General features: G+C 60.4%; 16 protein-coding genes. 9 read left to right on the top strand and 7 right to left on the bottom strand.

Features of this window, described 5'->3' with window-relative positions:
- The first annotated feature begins 34 nt into the window (after nt 1–34).
- From AB7M26_RS16760 to AB7M26_RS16740, 5 genes are all read left to right on the top strand, one after another.
- On the top strand, nt 35–1,009 hold the full coding sequence (locus tag AB7M26_RS16760; protein ID WP_123495221.1) for a YVTN family beta-propeller repeat protein: 975 nt from the start codon (nt 35–37) through the stop codon (nt 1,007–1,009).
- Nucleotides 1,006–1,749: an ABC transporter ATP-binding protein gene (locus AB7M26_RS16755; protein ID WP_429385278.1), complete on the top strand. Its 744-nt coding sequence runs from the start codon at nt 1,006–1,008 to the stop codon at nt 1,747–1,749. Before AB7M26_RS16760 ends, AB7M26_RS16755 begins: the two co-directional genes overlap by 4 nt.
- Nucleotides 1,746–2,537, top strand: coding sequence for an ABC transporter permease (locus tag AB7M26_RS16750; protein WP_123495225.1), 792 nt, complete (start codon nt 1,746–1,748; stop codon nt 2,535–2,537). Before AB7M26_RS16755 ends, AB7M26_RS16750 begins: the two co-directional genes overlap by 4 nt.
- 1,156 nt (nt 2,538–3,693) lie before the next feature.
- Nucleotides 3,694–4,251: a PQQ-dependent catabolism-associated CXXCW motif protein gene (locus AB7M26_RS16745; RefSeq protein WP_429385276.1), complete on the top strand. Its 558-nt coding sequence runs from the start codon at nt 3,694–3,696 to the stop codon at nt 4,249–4,251.
- 57 nt (nt 4,252–4,308) lie between these two features.
- Nucleotides 4,309–4,974 (top strand): response regulator transcription factor, encoded by a 666-nt coding sequence (locus tag AB7M26_RS16740; protein ID WP_008005351.1) that lies wholly within the window; start codon nt 4,309–4,311, stop codon nt 4,972–4,974.
- Between the two features lie 121 nt (nt 4,975–5,095).
- Here the strand turns inward: AB7M26_RS16740 and nahK are convergent, their stop codons facing one another.
- The 6 genes from nahK to AB7M26_RS16710 all read right to left on the bottom strand — a co-directional run bounded on the left by nahK (nt 5,096) and on the right by AB7M26_RS16710 (nt 12,989).
- The gene (gene nahK / locus AB7M26_RS16735; RefSeq protein WP_429376034.1) at nt 5,096–7,729 is read right to left on the bottom strand and encodes a hybrid sensor histidine kinase/response regulator NahK/ErcS'; all 2,634 of its coding nucleotides are present in this window, start codon (nt 7,727–7,729) and stop codon (nt 5,096–5,098) included.
- On the bottom strand, nt 7,659–8,822 hold the full coding sequence (nosP, locus tag AB7M26_RS16730) for a nitric oxide-sensing protein NosP (protein ID WP_429376033.1): 1,164 nt from the start codon (nt 8,820–8,822) through the stop codon (nt 7,659–7,661). The genes nahK and nosP overlap by 71 nt, the downstream gene beginning before the upstream one ends.
- 314 nt (nt 8,823–9,136) lie before the next feature.
- Nucleotides 9,137–10,321, bottom strand: coding sequence for a porin (locus tag AB7M26_RS16725; protein ID WP_429376032.1), 1,185 nt, complete (start codon nt 10,319–10,321; stop codon nt 9,137–9,139).
- 209 nt (nt 10,322–10,530) lie between these two features.
- Nucleotides 10,531–11,337 (bottom strand): sulfite exporter TauE/SafE family protein, encoded by an 807-nt coding sequence (locus AB7M26_RS16720; protein ID WP_429385273.1) that lies wholly within the window; start codon nt 11,335–11,337, stop codon nt 10,531–10,533.
- A 9-nt stretch (nt 11,338–11,346) separates the two neighbouring features.
- Nucleotides 11,347–12,591 (bottom strand): NAD(P)/FAD-dependent oxidoreductase, encoded by a 1,245-nt coding sequence (locus tag AB7M26_RS16715; RefSeq protein ID WP_429385271.1) that lies wholly within the window; start codon nt 12,589–12,591, stop codon nt 11,347–11,349.
- A gap of 62 nt (nt 12,592–12,653) precedes the next feature.
- Entirely contained in the window at nt 12,654–12,989 is a 336-nt protein-coding gene (locus AB7M26_RS16710) for an ArsR/SmtB family transcription factor (RefSeq protein ID WP_026331709.1), read from the bottom strand.
- 104 nt (nt 12,990–13,093) lie between these two features.
- Here AB7M26_RS16710 and AB7M26_RS16705 point away from each other — a divergent pair, with 104 nt between their 5' ends.
- The gene (locus tag AB7M26_RS16705) at nt 13,094–13,957 is read left to right on the top strand and encodes an MBL fold metallo-hydrolase (protein WP_429385269.1); all 864 of its coding nucleotides are present in this window, start codon (nt 13,094–13,096) and stop codon (nt 13,955–13,957) included.
- 114 nt (nt 13,958–14,071) lie between these two features.
- On the opposite strand, the gene bkdR is transcribed toward AB7M26_RS16705, so the two are convergent.
- Entirely contained in the window at nt 14,072–14,560 is a 489-nt protein-coding gene (bkdR, locus tag AB7M26_RS16700) for a Bkd operon transcriptional regulator BkdR (RefSeq protein WP_017339472.1), read from the bottom strand.
- 185 nt (nt 14,561–14,745) lie between these two features.
- Here bkdR and AB7M26_RS16695 point away from each other — a divergent pair, with 185 nt between their 5' ends.
- From AB7M26_RS16695 to AB7M26_RS16685, 3 genes are read left to right on the top strand one after another with little or no spacing between them, the layout of a single operon-like run.
- Complete coding sequence (locus tag AB7M26_RS16695; protein ID WP_007895123.1) at nt 14,746–15,981, top strand: 3-methyl-2-oxobutanoate dehydrogenase (2-methylpropanoyl-transferring) subunit alpha; 1,236 nt, start codon at nt 14,746–14,748, stop codon at nt 15,979–15,981.
- A 1-nt stretch (nt 15,982) separates the two neighbouring features.
- The gene (locus AB7M26_RS16690; RefSeq protein WP_048394689.1) at nt 15,983–17,041 is read left to right on the top strand and encodes an alpha-ketoacid dehydrogenase subunit beta; all 1,059 of its coding nucleotides are present in this window, start codon (nt 15,983–15,985) and stop codon (nt 17,039–17,041) included.
- On the top strand, nt 17,042–18,310 hold the full coding sequence (locus AB7M26_RS16685) for a dihydrolipoamide acetyltransferase family protein (RefSeq protein ID WP_429385266.1): 1,269 nt from the start codon (nt 17,042–17,044) through the stop codon (nt 18,308–18,310).
- Nucleotides 18,311–18,312: the final 2 nt, after the last annotated feature.

The raw sequence follows: 18,312 nt of genomic DNA, 5'->3' as shown, positions 1-18,312 counted from the left end.
CCTTTTTTTCGACAACAACAATAAGGAATCTGCCATGCGCCGCACCCTGCTTTCCTATGCCCTACTTTCCTGCGCCCTGCTGCTCGCCGCCGGGCACGCCGCTGCCAGCACCGCCTGGATCTCCAACGAAAAGGACAACAGCCTGAGTCTGATTGATATGCAGACCCTGCAAGTCACCGACACCCTGCCCGTCGGCCAGCGCCCGCGCGGCCTGTTGCTGTCCCACGACAACAAGTTGCTGTACATCTGCGCCAGCGATTCGGACCGGGTCCAGGTGATGGACATCGCCACGCGCAAGATCATCAAGGAACTGCCCTCGGGCAAAGACCCTGAGCAATTCGCCCTGCACCCCAACAATCGCTGGCTGTACGTCTCCAACGAGGACGATGCGCTGGTGACAGTGATTGACACCGAAACTTCCAAAGTGCTCGGGCAGATCAGCGTCGGCGTCGAGCCTGAAGGCATGGCCGTCAGCCCCGACGGCAAGTGGGCGGTGAACACCAGTGAAACCACTAACATGCTGCACTGGATCGACACCAGCACTCAGACCCTGGCCGACAACACCCTGGTCGATCAGCGGCCGCGTTTCGTCGAATTCAATCCCGATGGCTCGCAGCTCTGGGCCTCGGCGGAAATCGGCGGCACGGTAACAATTCTCGACGTTTCCAGCCGCAAGGTCCTCAAGACCCTGACCTTCCAGATCAAAGGCGTGCATCCGGACAAAGTCCAGCCGGTGGGGATCAAACTCAGCGCCGACGGCAAGTACGGTTTCGTCGCGCTCGGCCCGGCCAATCATGTGGCGGTGATCGACGCCAAGACCTTCGAGATCCTTGATTACCTGTTGGTGGGCCGACGGGTCTGGCAGATGTCGTTTACCCCGGATCAACGGCAATTGCTGGCCACCAATGGCGTCAGCGGCGACGTATCGGTGATCGATGTCGACAGCCTCAAGGTCACCAAATCGGTGAAAGTCGGGCGCTATCCGTGGGGCGTGGTGGTGACGCCATGAACGCCCTTGAAGTCAGCGACCTGAGTTTCGCTTACGGCGCGCGCGAGGCCTTGCGTCAGGTGAGTTTCAATCTGGCAGCGGGGCGTTTTGCCGCGCTGCTTGGACCGAACGGCGCGGGCAAATCGACCCTGATCGCCCTGCTCACTCGCCTTTATGATGTTCAGCGCGGTGATATTCGGGTCGGCGGCTGTTCGTTGCGCAATGCCGCACGCCCGGCGCTCAAGCAATTGGGTGTGGTGTTTCAGCAAAGCACTTTGGATCTGGACCTCAGCGTCGAGCAAAACCTGCGTTATCACGCCGCGCTGCATGGCCTGTCCCGGCGCCAGACCAACCTGCGAGTCGACGCCGAACTGGCGCGCCAGGCCTTGACCGAGCGCCGTGGCGAACGGGTGCGTAATCTCAATGGCGGCCATCGTCGGCGGGTGGAAATCGCCCGTGCGTTGTTGCATGAGCCAAGCCTGTTGCTGCTCGACGAGGCCAGCGTCGGCCTCGATCCGGCCAGTCGCCTGGCGCTCAACCAACACATCCGCAGCCTGTGCCGCGAGCACACCCTCAGCGTGCTCTGGACCACTCATTTGCTGGATGAAGTGCAGCCCAGCGACGACTTGCTGATCCTGCATCAAGGGCGGTTGGTGGCCAGCGGACAGGCTGAGGCGCTGAGCCTGGAACATGGCGGCGACCTCGGTTCGGCCTTCACTCGCCTGACCACCCCGGCCCCTTCAGGAGCAATCGTCGGATGAACGCTTATTGGCAATGTTTCAGCGGTATCGTGCTGCGCGAATGGCTGCGTTTTGTGTTGCAGCGCACGCGGTTTCTCAGCGCGCTGGTGCGGCCGTTGCTGTGGCTGCTGGTGTTCGCTGCCGGTTTTCGCGCGGCACTCGGCATCGCCATCATCGAGCCCTACGACACCTACATCCCCTATGAGGTTTACATCATCCCGGGCCTGGCCTGCATGATCCTGTTGTTCAACGGCATGCAAGGTTCGCTGTCGATGGTCTACGACCGGGAGATGGGCAGCATGCGCGTGCTGCTGACCAGCCCCCTGCCCCGGACCTTCCTGCTGTGCAGCAAATTGCTGGCGACGTCGCTGATTTCGCTGTTGCAGGTGTATGCCTTTCTGGCGATTGCCTGGCTGTACGGCGTGCAACCGCCGGCTATGGGTTTGTTGCTGGCCTTGCCGGCATTGCTGCTGGTGGCGTTGATGCTCAGCGCGCTGGGCCTGTTGCTGTCCAACGCCATCCGCCAGCTGGAGAACTTTGCCGGGGTGATGAACTTCGTGATCTTCCCGCTGTTTTTCCTGTCGTCGGCGCTGTATCCACTATGGAAAATGCGCGAGTCCAGCGAGTGGCTGTATTGGCTGTGCGCCTTGAACCCGTTCACCCATGCGGTGGAACTGGTGCGGTTTGCGCTGTATGAACGCTTTAACCCGGTGGCGCTGGCGGTATGTATGGGGCTGACACTGATATTCACTCTGCTCGCCGTACTCACCTTCAACCCGCAGCACGCCGCCCTGCGAAAATCCAGCTAACAACACTAATCCCTGTGGGAGCTGGCTTGCCCGCGATAGCGGTCTGCCAGTCGACATCAATGCAGGATGTGCCGGCCTCATCGCAGGCAAGCCAGCTCCCACAGTTCTGAGGTGTTCACATATTTTGTGTTCACACACTATCCAGTGTGGGAGCAAGCAGCCTTGCGCAAATTCAGCTGACAACACTAATCCCTGTGGGAGCGGGCTTGCCCGCGATAGCGGTCTGCCAGTCGACATCAATGCAGGATGTGATGGCCTCATCGCAGGCAAGCCAGCTCCCACAGTTCTGAGGTGTTCACATATTTTGTGTTCACACACTATCCAGTGTGGAAGCACGCCGCCCTGCGAAAATCCAGCTAACAACACTAATCCCTGTGGGAGCGGGCTTGCCCGCGATAGCGGTCTGCCAGTCGACATCAATGCAGGATGTGATGGCCTCATCGCAGGCAAGCCAGCTCCCACAGTTCTGAGGTGTTCACATATTTTGTGTTCACACACTATCCAGTGTGGGAGCAAGCAGCCTTGCGCAAATCCAGCTGACAACACTAATCCCTGTGGGAGCGGGCTTGCCCGCGATAGCGGTCTGCCAGTCGACATCAATGCAGGATGTGATGGCCTCATCGCAGGCAAGCCAGCTCCCACAGTTCTGAGGTGTTCACATATTTTGTGTTCACACACTATCCAGTGTGGGAGCAAGCAGCCTTGCGCAAATTCAGCTGACAACACTAATCCCTGTGGGAGCGGGCTTGCCCGCGATAGCGGTCTGCCAGTCGACATCAATGCAGGATGTGATGGCCTCATCGCAGGCAAGCCAGCTCCCACAGTTCTGAGGTGTTCACATATTTTGTGTTCACACACTATCCAGTGTGGGAGCAAGCAGCCTTGCGCAAATTCAGCTGACAACACTAATCCCTGTGGGAGCGGGCTTGCCCGCGATAGCGGTCTGCCAGTCGACATCAATGCAGGATGTGCCGGCCTCATCGCGGGCAAGCCCGCTCCCACAGGGATCTTCATTGAACACAGCATTGGTGTACGACGCGGGTCCCATAAAACCAGACAAATTACTACTTTAGTACTGGTTTACCTGTCTATCGTCGCATTCACAACGCACCGCTACTGACATGTAATGGGTTCATAACTATAAGGACTGAACCCCATGCCGCGTGCACGACGTGTTCTGCTGTGCCCTTCTCTCGCCGCGCTGTCGCTGAGCCTGTTGCTGGGCGTCGCGCAGGCTGAAACAGCGCTGTTTTCTGCCGACGGTTATCGCATCGGTCTATACCGCAGCCCAACCCCGACTCAACTCCAGGGCGCGAGTATCATCGACACGCCGGCCCTGCAAAACCTGCTCAAGCACACGCCGCAGCCGCTGCTGATCGATGTCTACCGCCGGCAATGGCTGCAAGGCCGTTTCATCGAAGATGAGCCCCATGAAAACCTGCCCGGCAGCCATTGGCTGGCCAATACCGGTGACGGTGACCTGACGCCCCCGTGGCAGGATTATTTCGCGCGCCACCTGCAGCAATTGACGGCGGGTGATCTGACGCGACCGTTGGTCTTTTACTGCCGCTCCGATTGCTGGTTGAGCTGGAACGCGGTAAAACGCGCCGCTTCCATAGGCTATAAAACACTGTATTGGTACCGCGACGGACTGGATGCCTGGCAAGCGGCGAACCTGCCCGTGACGCCGGCCCGGCCCGAGCCCTTTCCCTGACGTGAGCGCTTGCGTGTTGTTGCCACACCCGAATCAAAAATAATGAGGTGAAAGGCCATGTACAAAATTCTGATTGCCGACGATCACCCGCTGTTTCGCGAAGCCATTCATAACGTCATCAGCGACGGTTTCCCCGGCAGCGAGGTCATGGAAACCGCCGACCTCGACAGTGCCCTGGCCCTGACCCAGGAACACGATGACCTGGACCTGATCCTGCTCGACCTGAACATGCCCGGCATGCACGGCCTCAATGGCCTGATCAACCTGCGCAACGAGGCGCCGACCATTCCGGTGGTGATTGTTTCGGCCGAACAGGACAAACAAATCGTGCTGCAAGCCATCACCTATGGCGCGGTGGGGTTCATCACCAAGTCCTCGCCTCGGGTGCAGATGACCGAGGCCATCCAGCAGATTCTCAATGGCAATGTGTACCTGCCGCCGGACATCATCCGCACGCAGAAAAGCGGCACTCATCGCCGGATGAATGACACCCCGAGCTTCCCGCCCGAATTGCTCCAGGCGCTGACCCGCAAGCAGTTGCTGGTGCTTGAGCGCATGACCAAGGGCGAATCGAACAAACAGATCGCCTACACCCTGGAAATCGCAGAAACCACGGTCAAGGCCCACGTCTCGGCGATATTACGCAAACTCAATGTGCACAATCGGGTGCAGGCGATATTGAGTGCCGGGGATATTGATTTCGGGTCGTATTTGCGGCGCTGATTCTGGGGGCAACAGTTAGACCGAATCGCTCCCATCGCGGGCAAGCCCGCTCCCACAGGATCTCCACAAACCTGTGGGAGCGGGCTTGCCCGCGATGGCGCCAGTGAACACACCAGAAAACTCAAGGCCGACCAAGCAAATGACTCATCGCCGTCTTGAGCTTCATCGGCCGCACCGGTTTGTGCATCAGGGTGTGGCCCAGTTCGCGGATCTGCTGTTTGAGTTCGTTGCTGTAGTTGGCGGTGATCATCATCGCCGGGATCGCTGAAGCACGCCGGGCGTTGATGCGGGCCACGGCGTCGACACCATTCTTCTCGTCATCCAGGTGATAGTCGGCGATCAGCAGGTCGGCTTCGGCGTGATAATTATCCACTTGCCGCGCCAGGTCCTCTTCCGACAGCGCCGTGATCACCCGGCAGCCCCAACCTTCGAGCAAGGTGCGCATCCCCGCGCAAATCGCCGCGTCGTTGTCCAGCACCCACACCCGCGCACCGCGCAGGCGCTCGAGCATCGGTTCACTCATCAGCAGGTTCGGCAACGCCTTGGGCGCCGTGGCACTCAACGGTACTTCGACGGAAAACATCGAGCCTTTGCCCGGCCATGAACGCACATGGATCCGATGGCCAAGAATACGGGCGATTTTCTCGACAATCGCCAGGCCCAGCCCCAAGCCGCGATCCTGATCGGGACGCTGCACGTCACCGCGTTTGAACTCCTGAAAAATCTCCTCCAGACGGTTTTCGGCAATGCCCATGCCGCTGTCCCAGACTTCAATGGTCAGTCGCTGGTGATGACGTCGGCAACCAAGCACTACCCGGCCGCTGTAGGTGTAGCGAATAGCATTGCTCAGCAGATTACGCAGAATCCGCGCGAGCAACTGAATGTCGCTGCGCACCAACGCCGAACAGGGGATGAAATGCAGCTCGAGACCTTCGCTGCGGGCCACTTGGGTGTATTCCGCGGCGAGGTTTTCCAGCAATTCGCTGAGGGCGAAAGGCGCAATGTCGGCCTTGATCACCCCGGCATCGAGTTTGGAAATGTCCACCAGCGTGCCCAACAGATTTTCCACGTCTTCCAGGGAATTGCTCACGTTGCGCACCAGCGTCTCGTTGGCCACCGGCTCCCGGCGCTCCAGCAAGGCACTGGTAAACAGCCGCGCGGCATTCAGCGGTTGCAGCAGATCGTGGCTGACCGCCGCGAGAAATTTGGTCTTCGACAGGTTGGCCTGCTCGGCCTCGAGCTTGGCCTCGCGCAAGCGTGATTCCACCCGGCGGCGTTCGTCGATTTCGCGCAGCAATTGGTCATTGAGGGTGGTCAGTTCGGTGGTGCGTTCACGCACCCGCAATTCAAGGTTCTGATAGGCCTGATGCAACGCCTCAGCGGTGCGGCGGCGCTCGGTGATGTCACGGATCAACACGAAAATCCCCACCACTTCCCCGGTGGCCAGGCGATTGGGCACGTAGGAGCGCAGCATGTAGCGCTCCTGATTGTTGATGTTGGTTTCGGCAAACTCGAACGTCACGCTCTCGCCGGCCAGGGCCCGGGCCACGTAGGCTTCCAGGCGCTGATAGTGCTGCTCGCTGTGGACTTCGCGCAGGCTCTGCCCGAGCATCACGCCCCGGGGCCAGCAGTACCATTCTTCGTAGACTTTGTTGGTGAATTCATAGACCAGATCGGCATTCAAGTAAGCGATCAGCGCCGGCACATGGTCGGTGATCAGGCGAATCCAGCGCTCGCTTTCGCTGAGCGCTTCGGCGTGCTGGTAGCGTTCGGTGATGTCGGTGAAGGTGTTGACGAAACCGCCGGTGGGCAACGGATGGGTGCGGATTTCCAGCACCCGGCCATCGTAGAGGCGCTGCTCGCATTCCTGTACATGCCGCCCGTTCGGATCGCGACTGGCCGGGGTCAGCAGGTTCAGTTCGCTGTCGGCAATCACTTCGGCGAACGGTCGATGAGCCGCCACCGGGGCCAGGCCGCTGAGTTCCAGGAAGCGCCGGTTCCACAGTTCCAGAATGCCCTCGGCGTTGACCATCGCCACCCCTTGGGACAGGTTGTCGACCGCCCGTTGTAACAAGTGCGACTTCTGCGCCACCGCCTGCTCGCGGCGCAGGGTTTCGCTGAGTTTGACGTCGGTAATGTCGGTGAACAGAATCACCCGCCCGCCTTCCTGAGTCGGCCGTTCACTGACTTGCAGCCAGCGCCCGTTGTGCAGGCGATAGAGCAGGTTTTCGTCGGCATGCCCGCGGGGTTCTTCGCTGAACAGTCCGGTCGCGGTCATCAACCGTTTGACCTCGCGCAGGCGCATGCCGGCATTGATGCGCACCCGGCTGTTGCCCCAAAACGCCTTGAAGCGACTATTGAACAGCACGATCCGCTGCTCGGCGTCGAACAGCACAAAGGCGTCGGAAATGCTTTCGATGGCGTCGATCAAGTGTTGATGGGCGGTTTCGGCTCGCAGCCGTGCCTCGCTGAGCAAATGATTGCCGGCCTTGAGTTCGGCCATGGCCTGGTTCAGGGCATCGGTGCGCTCACGCACCTGTTCGGCCAGCACCACCGAATGCTGGAACGCCGCGTACGGGTCGTTGCCCCGGGTGATGCCGGATTCGATGCGCTCGATCAGCGCGCCATTGATGCGCTGCAGTTTGTGGTTTTCGTGGCGCAGGCTGGCGATCTGCGCCTGAAGGTCAGCGCTGTCCAAGGGAGCGGCCTCGGGCAATGGCAACCCCGGTGAAGGTCTGGTTGATGTGCATGCCATTGAACTGTTCTCCGTAGGTGTTGAAACCCATCACCCGTTGCTCCCGCAGAAACGCGCCGATCTGCTCGAGATTGCCGCCGTCTTCCAGTTCCAGACGCCTGAGAAAACAGTCGCAGCCGATGGTCAGCAACAGGTCCCCGAGACGCTCCTGCAAACCGTCGAACAGATTTTGCAAATTCGGCAGCATGGGGCCGGGGGTCATGACGGTGAGGACGATGCCGTTTTCCACCGCGCAGTAGAAACTCAGGCTCAGGTCTGGATGAACCTGCTGGATCGCACGCACGTAATACTGATCGTTGATTCGCACCGCCAACGGATGCGCGGCGAAGATCCGATAATCGAGGTCGGCCACCGCCACGCCGATGTGCCGGGCGTATTCCTCGGCGGCGGGTTCGGCATTCAGTTCGAACACCCGGCGCGAGGTGCTGTCGGCAGCGGTGACCACCAGTTTCTCGGCCCTGGGCAGAATGTGGTGAGTGGTGAAGACTTCGAAGTCCAGCCAGGTATTGACCAGCACCACCACCGCCGCGCCGCTGTGAAACTCGCCGCCGAAATACACGTGAGTGTGGGTCAGGTAGTTGTCGTCGCCGGCTGAACCGCCAAAATGCGGAATGTCGCCCAGCGCCGCACTCAGGGCGGCGAGAACCATTTCCTCACGGCTGGACAAGCCATCGAGCAGGGTCAGGGCAAAGCTGTTGCCCTTGATCGGCGCCAGGGTGTTGCTGCGACAGCCGCTGACCAGTCGCTCGACCATTTGCTGGGCATCGATCAGGCTGAAATGCTCCATCTCGTCGATCAGTTCGGTGGAGATGGAAAAGTGCCGATGATCGAAGCCCACCGCCGTCACGCAGCTGCGGCCATAGCCTTGGGGGGTGATTTCTCCGGCACTGGTGCAGCCCACCAGACGAATGCCGCCGAAGCTCTGTTGCAATGCCTGCCCCAGCGCCTGCAAGTCGTACTCGGCGGAGCAGAAGAACAGCACAAAGCCCAAATGCGGATGCAAGAGTTGTCGCGCCAGATCCTGAGCCGCTTGCTGGGCATCGGTGGCCTGGGACATGCCACTGACCACACCGTCGTTCTGAACCTGCTGCATCCTCGCCCCTCGCCGGTGCGCCTGTATGAGGCACGAGTGTACGAAGCCTGCGGGCGGTGGCGAATGCTACTTGGGTAGCGGGTGGGGGGTTCGATGGGATGAGAGCCGGGGGGATAGAACGTTTGATGGCTGACACTTTTGTGGCGAGGGAGCTTGCTCCCGCTGGACTGCGAAGCAGTCCCCCAAATTCTGGCCGATGCGCGACTAGAATCGGGGGGTCGCTTCGCGACCCAACGGGAACAAGCTCCCTCGCCACAGCAAGCTCCCTCGCCACAGGCAAGCCTCCACGCCACACGTAGTGGTTAGTCAGCCAGTTACCAGGTCAACACCGCCCCCACCGCAAACGTATCGGTGTCTTCATTCTGGGCCGTGGTGTCGTGGCCATTGATTTCGAACTGGTTGTACTCGGCCACCAGCTTCAGGTTGTCGTTGACGTCATGGAACAGCGCGATGCCGCGGGTCTCGTAATCGGCACCGCTGCCGACCACGCCGTTGCCGTCGTCCTCGGTCTTGCCGTAAGACAGTGCCAAGCGGTTTTTGCCCAGTTTGTAGGAGCCCTGCAACAGGTAACCGTCGCTGTCGACATTGCGCAGGGTCGGTTCGCCGGCGTTGTTGGTGAAGAACGGGTTGATGCCCTTGGCCTGGAAGCCGGAGCCGGTCAGCGACAGCCCGCCCATCTTCGCCTGCACGCCGTAACCGACGCCTTTGGAGGTGACGGACTCGATGCTGGAATCGGTGTTGTCCGAAGTCTGGTAGCTGCCGTTGAGCCAGCTGTAAATCTTCGCCCCGCCGACGTCGAACTGATAGGTGATCTCGCTCTCGGTGCGCGGGTTCTCCTGATACGCCTTACCCGTCGCGCTGCTGTCGTTGGTGTCGACCGGGTCCATGATTCCGACCGCCACCCGCAAGCCGTCCATCACCGGGGTGCGATAGGTAATTTGCGAGGTCGGGAACGGGTATGGATAACCGCTGCCGATGTTGCCGAACGACACCCCGCCGCCGTCCACCAGGCCCAACGTATCGCTGACCTGACCATAACCGGCGAGTAATTCGTCGAGCAGGATGTTGGAGCGGGCAAACAGGCCGAAGTCCTTGCCGATCAGCACCTCGCCCCACTCTGGATTGGCTACCGTGCCATAGAACTGCCGCACGTCGATGGCGGTGTCGGTGCCGTTGGTTTCGCTGTCGTTGATGGTCACCCAGAACGAGGCGCGGGCACCGAGCTTGAGATCATCGACCTGCTTGCCCATGTTGAAGCCCAGGTAGTTGGGCAGAAATCCCATCTTCACCCGCGCCTGGCGCCGGTCGTACTGCTCGCCGGCCCGGTCCACGTCGCTGTTCACGTAGAAGGCGTTGATGTAGCCATCCGTGGAGAACGTGGTCTGGTCCTTGTCGTACAGCATGATCTCGGCCTCGGCCATTGAGCTCAGGCCAAAGGACGACAGGCTGGCGATGAAGGCCGGCAAGAAACGATGCTTGAAGTTCTTATTGTTGTGCATGACGCGCTCCGCAACGGGGGACTTGATGTCGGAGGCGATTATCGAAAGTGGACCGGCGGCGTCATACGCTGCCTTGGGTGCGGTTGTGAGCTGCTTTGGATTGGCGGGTAGCGCGCGGCAAATTCGGCGTAAGACCGCCCGTCGGACAGGCCCGGAACTTAGGGCGTACGCCTGTGGACCGGACTGGCGTCCACAGGAACCGGTGCCGGCTAGGCGAGCGCTCTAAACAGCATGTAAACGGCGATCACCACGCAGACGCTGGCGAAGCCGATCTGCAGCCCTCGGGCCGGCACCCGCGCGCAGAGTTTTCGACCGAGGATCATTCCGACGATGCTGGCGACAATGAACGACCCGCCCAAACCATCGATCCGCACCCCGGCATGAAACGCGCCGATCACGCCGATTACCGAGATCAGGCTGATCACCATCAACGACGTGGCGACGATGCCGCGCATCTGCACATCGGTCAGTTGCTTGAACGCCGGCACAATCAGAAAGCCGCCACCGACCCCGAGCAGCCCCGAAACCACACCGGTCACCGCGCCGAGTGCCGCCAGGGTGGCGGTGCATTTGGCGGTCCAGGAAAAGCGCCCGGTCTGCTGATCGAGCATGCAGTTTTTCTGGCCCCAGTTGGCATGGCCGTGATCGCTCGGGCCATCGTCGGGCTTTTCCCGGCGCAGCATCCGCCAGGCCACCATGACCATCAGCAGACTGAACAGAACCATCAGGATCTTTTCCGGCAACTGATGGGCGAAGTAGATGCCCACCGGCGAAAACACCGCACCCAGCAGCGCTATCAACAACGCGGCGCGATAGCGCACCAGGCCATGGCGCAAACCGTCGATCGCACCGATCGCCGCCGCACTGCCCACCGCGAACAAGGCAACGGGCGCCGCTTGGGTCATGGTCAAGCCCAGCCCCAGCACCAAGGCCGGCACCGCAAGAATACCGCCACCGGCCCCGGTCAAACCGAGCACCAGCCCCATGACCACACCGAAAAAACTGGCCAGCAACATAGGGTTCTCTCAGTCAACCTTGGACAGATGGGTCAGCCATTCACGGCCCTTGAGCAGGCCATTCCAGTAGAACCACGGCAGCAAGGTTGCCTTGAGGAACCAGGCCGAACGGCGCGCCACCGTCGGGTCGAGGGGAAAGGTCGGCAGCAACTTACCGGCGTAACCGAACTCGGCGAGGATCACCTTGCCCTTCTCCACCGTCAGCGGGCAGGAACCGTAGCCGTCGTACTTGAGTGGCAACGGCTGTTGCTTGCGCAGGGCCAGAAGGTTTTGCGCCACCACCACGATCTGCTTGCGCGCGGCGGCGGCAGTTTTCGCGTTGCTGGTGGAACAGACATCGCCCAAGGCAAAGACGTCGGTATAGCGCACGTGTTGCAGGCTGTGCGGGTTCACTTCGCACCAGCCAGCGGCATCGGCCAACGGGCTTTGGCGGATGAAATCCGGCGAGACCTGAGGCGGTACGACGTGCAGCAGGTCGAAGGTTTTTTCTTGTACGGTCACGACACCTGCAGCGTCCTTGACCTCGAACCACGCGGTTTTCGATGGCCCGTCAACCTTGACCAGATTGGAATTGAAGGCCAGCCGGGCGTTGTACTTTTCGATGTACTTCATGAGCGGCGGCACGAATGTCGCCACGCCGAATAACGCAGCGCCGGCCAGATTGAACTCGACGTCGAATTTGTTCAGAACGCCGGTTTTACGCCAGTGATCGCAGGACAAGTACAAGGCTTTCTGTGGCGCACCGGCGCATTTGATCGGCACCGCTGGCTGAGTGAAGATCGCTTTGCCGCCGCGCAATCCCTGGACCAGTTCCCAGGTGTAGGCCGCATGCCGATAGCTGTAATTGGAGGTCACGCCGTTCTGGCCGAGGGTGTCCTGCAAGCCTTCGATTTTCTCCCAGGCCAGGCGCAAACCGGGGCAGACGACGAGGTTCCGGTAACTGACGGTGCGGCCATCGTCGAGGGTCAGCTGTTTGCTGTCGGGGGCGATGTCAGTCACGCACGCCTGCAACCAGGTGGCCTGACGCGGCATTACCGAGGACATCGGGCGCGCGGTGTTTTTCACCGAGTAAGCACCGCCGCCCACCAGCGTCCACGCCGGTTGGTAGTAATGCTGGCTGTCGGGTTCGATGACGGTGATGTTTAAACCAGGATCGCGTTTCAGCAGGCTGGCAACCAAACCAATGCCGGCGGTCCCGCCGCCTATTACCACGATGTCGGCACTGATGGATGGGCCCCAGTGTTGATCGTTCATCATTCATTCCTTGTTATTGCACGCATGGCGCCGGGTTCAGTCCCGCATTACGGCTATCAGGCTCAGCCCCAGCTTTTCAGCACCGCTCCGCAGTACAGGCCGGACAGCGTTTTCATCACCTGAATCACTTCGTGACTGGCTAAACCATAGAATATGTACTTGCCTTCACGACGGGTGGCGACCAATCCCTCGTCGCGCAGGATGCCCAGCTGCTGGGACAGTGTGGGCTGGCGCACGCCGGTCATTTTCTCCAGTTCGCCGACGTTGCGCTCGCCCTGGGTCAATTGGCAGAGAATCAGCAAGCGATCCTCGTTGGCCAAGGCCTTGAGCAGCGCGCAAGCTTTGGAGGCCGAGGCCCGGAGTTGGGCGACTTCACATTCGGTCAGACTGGATTGCATTTGCAGGATGCCTTCGACGTCACTTAAGCTGCGGACATTATGTTTAAACATAAAGTGTTGCAACCGGTTATTGTCCTCCCGCCCCTTTCCACAGGTTCGTCCCCATGTCTGCGTTGATTGAAGCCTTCCTCGACCCCGCCTCGTCGACTTACAGCTACGTGATCTACGAGCACGATGGCGGGCACTGCGCGATTGTCGACCCAGTGCTGGATTACGACCCCGCCGCCGGGCGCACCGCGACCGTCCAGGCCGACAAAATCATCGCCTTCGTGCGCGAACATCAGTTGCAGGTGCAATGGCTGCTGGAAACCCACGCCCATGCCGATCACCTGTCCGCCGCGCCGTATCTGCGTCGGGAATTGGGGGGCAAGATTGCGATCGGTGAGTCGATCAGCAAGGTTCAGGACGTGTTCAAGACGCTGTTCAACCTTGAACCGGGATTTAGCGTCGATGGTTCACAGTTCGATCACCTGTTCGCGCCGGGCGAGTCATTCCGGGTCGGCAATCTCAAGGCCACAGCCCTGCATGTGCCCGGCCATACCCCGGCGGACATGGCCTATTTAATCGATGGCGATATGATTCTGGTGGGCGATACGTTGTTCATGCCGGACGTCGGCACCGCGCGCTGCGACTTCCCCGGCGGCAATGCCAACCAGATGTTTGCCTCGATCCACAAACTGTTGGCCTTCCCCGCCAGCGTTCGCCTCTACGTCTGCCACGATTACCCGCCTCCGGGCCGCGCCCCGCAATGCCAGAGCACGGTTGGCGAGCAGCGGAAAAGCAACATCCATATTCACGATGGCATTGATGAGGCCACCTTCGTCGCCATGCGCACCCGGCGCGATGCCGGGTTGGGCATGCCGACGCTGTTGTTGCCGGCGATTCAGGTGAATGTGCGGGCGGGGAATTTGCCGCCGGCGGAAGAGAATGGCGTGACTTACCTGAAGATTCCGATTAATAAGCTGTAAATCAAGATCAAAAGATCGCAGCCTTCGGCAGCTCCTACGGGGCCGGATGCATCCGCAAGATCATGGTGCACACGATCAATGTAGGAGCTGGCGAAGCCTGCGATCTTTTGATCTTCAATTGGCCAACGTCAACCCATTCGCCGGCAACGGCAACGCCGTCTTATACCGCACCTGCTTGAGCGCAAAGCTCGAACGGATGTTCGCCACCCCCGGCACCTTGGTCAAAAAATCCATCATGAAGCGCTCCAGCGACTGAATGGTCGGCACCAGTACGCGGATCAGATAGTCCGGGTCGCCGGCCATCAAATAGCACTCCATCACTTCCGGGCGATCCGAGATCGCCTCTTCGAAATGCTGCAACGCCTCCTCCACCTGTTTCTCCAGGCTGACGTGAATGAACACATTCACATGCAGCCCCAGCAGGTCGGCATCCAGCAGGGTCACTTGCTCACGAATCAGCCCTAATTCTTCCATCGCCTTGACCCGGTTGAAGCACGGCGTGGGCGACAAGTTCACCGAGCGCGCGAGGTCGGCGTTGGTGATGCGCGCGTTCTCCTGAAGGCTGTTGAGAATGCCGATATCGGTACGGTCCAGTTTGCGCATGAGACAAAACCACCTGCTTTTTATGTTTATGCAGAATTTTTATCCTCAAATAACCTCAAGCGCAACGAAACAGAGAGAAATATTCTTCTTGGGCCGGCCTATGATTGTTGTAGGACAAGATTTCTTTTATCGAAGAATGACTGCCAGCTCACTACAAGAAATTCACAAGATCGAGCGTAGAAGCCATGAACCAAGCGTACGAACCGCTGCGCCTGCACGTTCCCGAACCTTCGGGCCGCCCCGGCTGCAAAACCGACTTCTCCTACCTGCATCTGACTGACGCAGGCTTGGTGCGCAAACCCCCAATCGACGTTGAACCGGCCGACACGGCTGATCTGGCCAAAGGCCTGATTCGCGTGCTCGACGACCAAGGCAATGCCCTCGGCCCATGGGCTGAAGGCGTGCCCGTCGAGATCCTGCGTAAAGGCATGCGCGCCATGCTCAAGACGCGGATTTTCGACAACCGCATGGTGGTCGCCCAGCGTCAGAAAAAAATGTCGTTCTACATGCAAAGCCTTGGCGAAGAAGCCATCGGCAGCGCCCAGGCCCTGGCCTTGAACATCGACGACATGTGCTTCCCCACCTACCGTCAACAAAGCATCCTCATGGCCCGCGACGTGCCGCTGGTCGACCTGATCTGCCAACTGCTGTCCAACGAGCGCGATCCGCTCAAGGGCCGTCAACTGCCGATCATGTACTCGGTCAAGGACGCTGGTTTCTTCACCATTTCCGGCAACCTCGCCACCCAATTCGTACAAGGCGTGGGCTGGGGCATGGCCTCGGCGATCAAGGGCGATACCAAAATCGCCTCGGCCTGGATCGGCGACGGTGCTACCGCTGAATCGGACTTCCACACCGCCCTCACCTTCGCCCACGTCTACCGTGCGCCGGTGATCCTCAACGTGGTCAACAACCAGTGGGCGATCTCGACGTTCCAGGCGATTGCCGGTGGTGAAGCCACTACTTTCGCCGGACGCGGCGTCGGTTGCGGCATTGCCTCCCTGCGGGTCGATGGCAACGATTTTGTCGCGGTGTACGCCGCCTCTGCCTGGGCCGCCGAACGCGCGCGCCGCAACCTCGGCCCGACCATGATCGAATGGGTCACCTACCGCGCCGGCCCGCACTCGACGTCCGATGATCCGTCCAAATACCGTCCTGCCGACGATTGGAGCCACTTCCCGTTGGGCGACCCGATTGCGCGCCTCAAGCAGCACCTGATCAAAATCGGTCAGTGGTCTGAAGAGGAACACGTCGCCGTCAGCGCCGAGCTGGAAGCCGAAGTGATCGCCGCGCAGAAAGAAGCCGAGCAGTACGGCACCCTCGCCGGCGGCCAGATTCCGAGCGCCGCGACCATGTTCGAAGACGTCTACAAAGAGATGCCGGAGCACTTGAAGCGCCAGCGTCAAGAGTTGGGGATCTGACATGAACGATCACAACAATAAAATCGAGTTGGAAACCGCCATGACCACGACCACCATGACCATGATCCAGGCCCTGCGCTCGGCCATGGATGTGATGCTTGAGCGTGACGATAACGTCGTGGTGTTCGGCCAGGACGTCGGTTATTTCGGCGGCGTGTTCCGTTGCACCGAAGGGCTGCAGAACAAGTACGGCACCTCCCGGGTGTTCGATGCGCCGATCTCCGAAAGCGGCATCGTCGGCGTCGCAGTGGGCATGGGCGCTTACGGTTTACGGCCGGTGGCCGAGATCCAGTTCGCCGATTATGTTTACCCGGCGTCGGACCAGATCATTTCCGAAGCCGCCCGCCTGCGTTATCGCTCGGCTGGCGAATTCACTGCACCGATGACCCTGCGCATGCCCTGCGGCGGCGGCATCTATGGTGGCCAGACCCACAGCCAGAGCATCGAGGCGATGTTCACCCAGGTTTGCGGTTTGCGCACGGTCATGCCGTCCAACCCTTACGACGCCAAAGGCCTGCTGATCGCCTCCATCGAAAACGATGACCCGGTGATCTTCCTCGAACCAAAACGCCTGTACAACGGCCCGTTCGACGGCCACCACGACCGTCCGGTAACCCCGTGGTCGAAACACCCCGCCGCGCAAGTGCCGGACGGTTACTACACCGTGCCACTGGATGTCGCTGCCATCGCGCGTCCCGGCAAAGACGTGACCATCCTGACCTACGGCACCACCGTTTATGTGTCGCAAGTGGCGGCTGAAGAAACCGGTATCGACGCCGAAGTCATCGACCTGCGCAGCCTGTGGCCGCTGGACCTGGAAACCATCGTCAAGTCGGTGAAGAAAACCGGCCGTTGCGTGATCGTTCACGAAGCGACCCGCACTTGCGGCTTCGGCGCCGAACTGGTCGCGCTGGTGCAAGAGCATTGCTTCCACTACCTGGAAGCGCCGATCGAGCGCGTCACCGGTTGGGACACTCCCTACCCGCACGCGCAAGAGTGGGCGTATTTCCCTGGGCCGTCCCGCGTGGGCGCGGCTTTGCATCGGGTTATGGAGGTCTGAATGGGCACGCACGTTATCAAGATGCCGGACATTGGCGAAGGCATTGCAGAAGTTGAACTGTCTCAGTGGCACGTCAAGGTCGGCGACATGGTTGTCGAAGATCAGGTGCTGGCCGATGTCATGACCGACAAGGCGATGGTCGACATTCCATCCCCGGTGCATGGCAAGGTGATTGCGCTGGGCGGCCAGCCTGGCGAAGTCATGGCAGTGGGCAGCATTCTGATCAGCATCGAAGTCGAAGGCGCGGGCAACGTTAAAGAGTCGGCTCAACCAGCTGCGATTAAAGAAGCACCCGTTGCAGCGCCGAAAGTTGAAGCCGTTGTTGAAAACAAACCGGTTGCAGCGCCTCGCCCGGCGGCCGCGTGCCAAGGTCCGATGGTTGCGCGCGAGGCCGATGAGCGCCCGCTGGCCTCCCCGGCCGTGCGCAAACATGCGCTGGACCTCGGCATTCAATTGCGTCTGGTGCGTGGCAGCGGCCCTGCCGGTCGGATTCTGCACGAAGACCTCGAGGCTTATCTGGCTCACGGTCAGTCGAACGCATCGACCGCCACCGCCGCTTACGCCCAGCGTAACGACGAAGAGCAAATCCCGGTGATCGGCATGCGTCGCAAGATCGCCCAGCGCATGCAGGACGCCACTCAGCGTGCCGCCCACTTCAGTTACGTCGAAGAAATCGACGTCACTGCCGTGGAAGAACTGCGCGCACACCTGAACGAAAAACACGGCGCAACCCGCGGCAAGCTGACCTTGCTGCCGTTCCTGGTCCGCGCGCTGGTCGTGGCTCTGCGCGACTTCCCGCAGATCAACGCCCGTTACGACGACGAAGCGCAAGTCATCACCCGCCTCGGCGCGGTGCATGTGGGTGTCGCCACCCAAGCCGACATCGGTTTGATGGTGCCGGTTGTGCGCCATGCCGAAACCCGCAGCCTGTGGGACAGCGCCACGGAAATCTCGCGTCTGGCCACCGCTGCGCGCACTGGCAAGGCCAGCCGCGATGAGCTGTCCGGTTCGACCATCACCCTGACCAGCCTCGGCGCCCTGGGCGGCATCGTCAGCACCCCGGTGCTGAACCTGCCGGAAGTGGCGATCGTCGGCGTGAACAAAATCGTCGAACGGCCGATGGTCGTCAAAGGCCAGATCGTGATCCGCAAGATGATGAACCTCTCCAGCTCCTTCGATCACCGCGTGGTCGATGGCATGGACGCGGCGCAATTCATCCAGGCCATCCGTGGTTTGCTCGAACAACCCGCCACGCTTTTTGTTGAGTAGGC

The organism is Pseudomonas sp. F-14 TE3482 (assembly GCF_053629455.1).
This window is presented reverse-complemented; position numbering and strand designations above follow the sequence as displayed.

Bases quoted from the DNA above. Each gene is read 5' to 3' on its own strand.
- AB7M26_RS16760 (WP_123495221.1), top strand. From the start codon at position 35: ATGCGCCGCACCCTGCTTTCCTATGCCCTACTTTCCTGCGCCCTGCTG.
- AB7M26_RS16755 (WP_429385278.1), top strand. From the start codon at position 1,006: ATGAACGCCCTTGAAGTCAGCGACCTGAGTTTCGCTTACGGCGCGCGC.
- AB7M26_RS16750 (WP_123495225.1), top strand. From the start codon at position 1,746: ATGAACGCTTATTGGCAATGTTTCAGCGGTATCGTGCTGCGCGAATGG.
- AB7M26_RS16745 (WP_429385276.1), top strand. From the start codon at position 3,694: ATGCCGCGTGCACGACGTGTTCTGCTGTGCCCTTCTCTCGCCGCGCTG.
- AB7M26_RS16740 (WP_008005351.1), top strand. From the start codon at position 4,309: ATGTACAAAATTCTGATTGCCGACGATCACCCGCTGTTTCGCGAAGCC.
- nahK (WP_429376034.1), bottom strand. From the start codon at position 7,729: ATGGCATGCACATCAACCAGACCTTCACCGGGGTTGCCATTGCCCGAG.
- nosP (WP_429376033.1), bottom strand. From the start codon at position 8,822: ATGCAGCAGGTTCAGAACGACGGTGTGGTCAGTGGCATGTCCCAGGCC.
- AB7M26_RS16725 (WP_429376032.1), bottom strand. From the start codon at position 10,321: ATGCACAACAATAAGAACTTCAAGCATCGTTTCTTGCCGGCCTTCATC.
- AB7M26_RS16720 (WP_429385273.1), bottom strand. From the start codon at position 11,337: ATGTTGCTGGCCAGTTTTTTCGGTGTGGTCATGGGGCTGGTGCTCGGT.
- AB7M26_RS16715 (WP_429385271.1), bottom strand. From the start codon at position 12,591: ATGAACGATCAACACTGGGGCCCATCCATCAGTGCCGACATCGTGGTA.
- AB7M26_RS16710 (WP_026331709.1), bottom strand. From the start codon at position 12,989: ATGCAATCCAGTCTGACCGAATGTGAAGTCGCCCAACTCCGGGCCTCG.
- AB7M26_RS16705 (WP_429385269.1), top strand. From the start codon at position 13,094: ATGTCTGCGTTGATTGAAGCCTTCCTCGACCCCGCCTCGTCGACTTAC.
- bkdR (WP_017339472.1), bottom strand. From the start codon at position 14,560: ATGCGCAAACTGGACCGTACCGATATCGGCATTCTCAACAGCCTTCAG.
- AB7M26_RS16695 (WP_007895123.1), top strand. From the start codon at position 14,746: ATGAACCAAGCGTACGAACCGCTGCGCCTGCACGTTCCCGAACCTTCG.
- AB7M26_RS16690 (WP_048394689.1), top strand. From the start codon at position 15,983: ATGAACGATCACAACAATAAAATCGAGTTGGAAACCGCCATGACCACG.
- AB7M26_RS16685 (WP_429385266.1), top strand. From the start codon at position 17,042: ATGGGCACGCACGTTATCAAGATGCCGGACATTGGCGAAGGCATTGCA.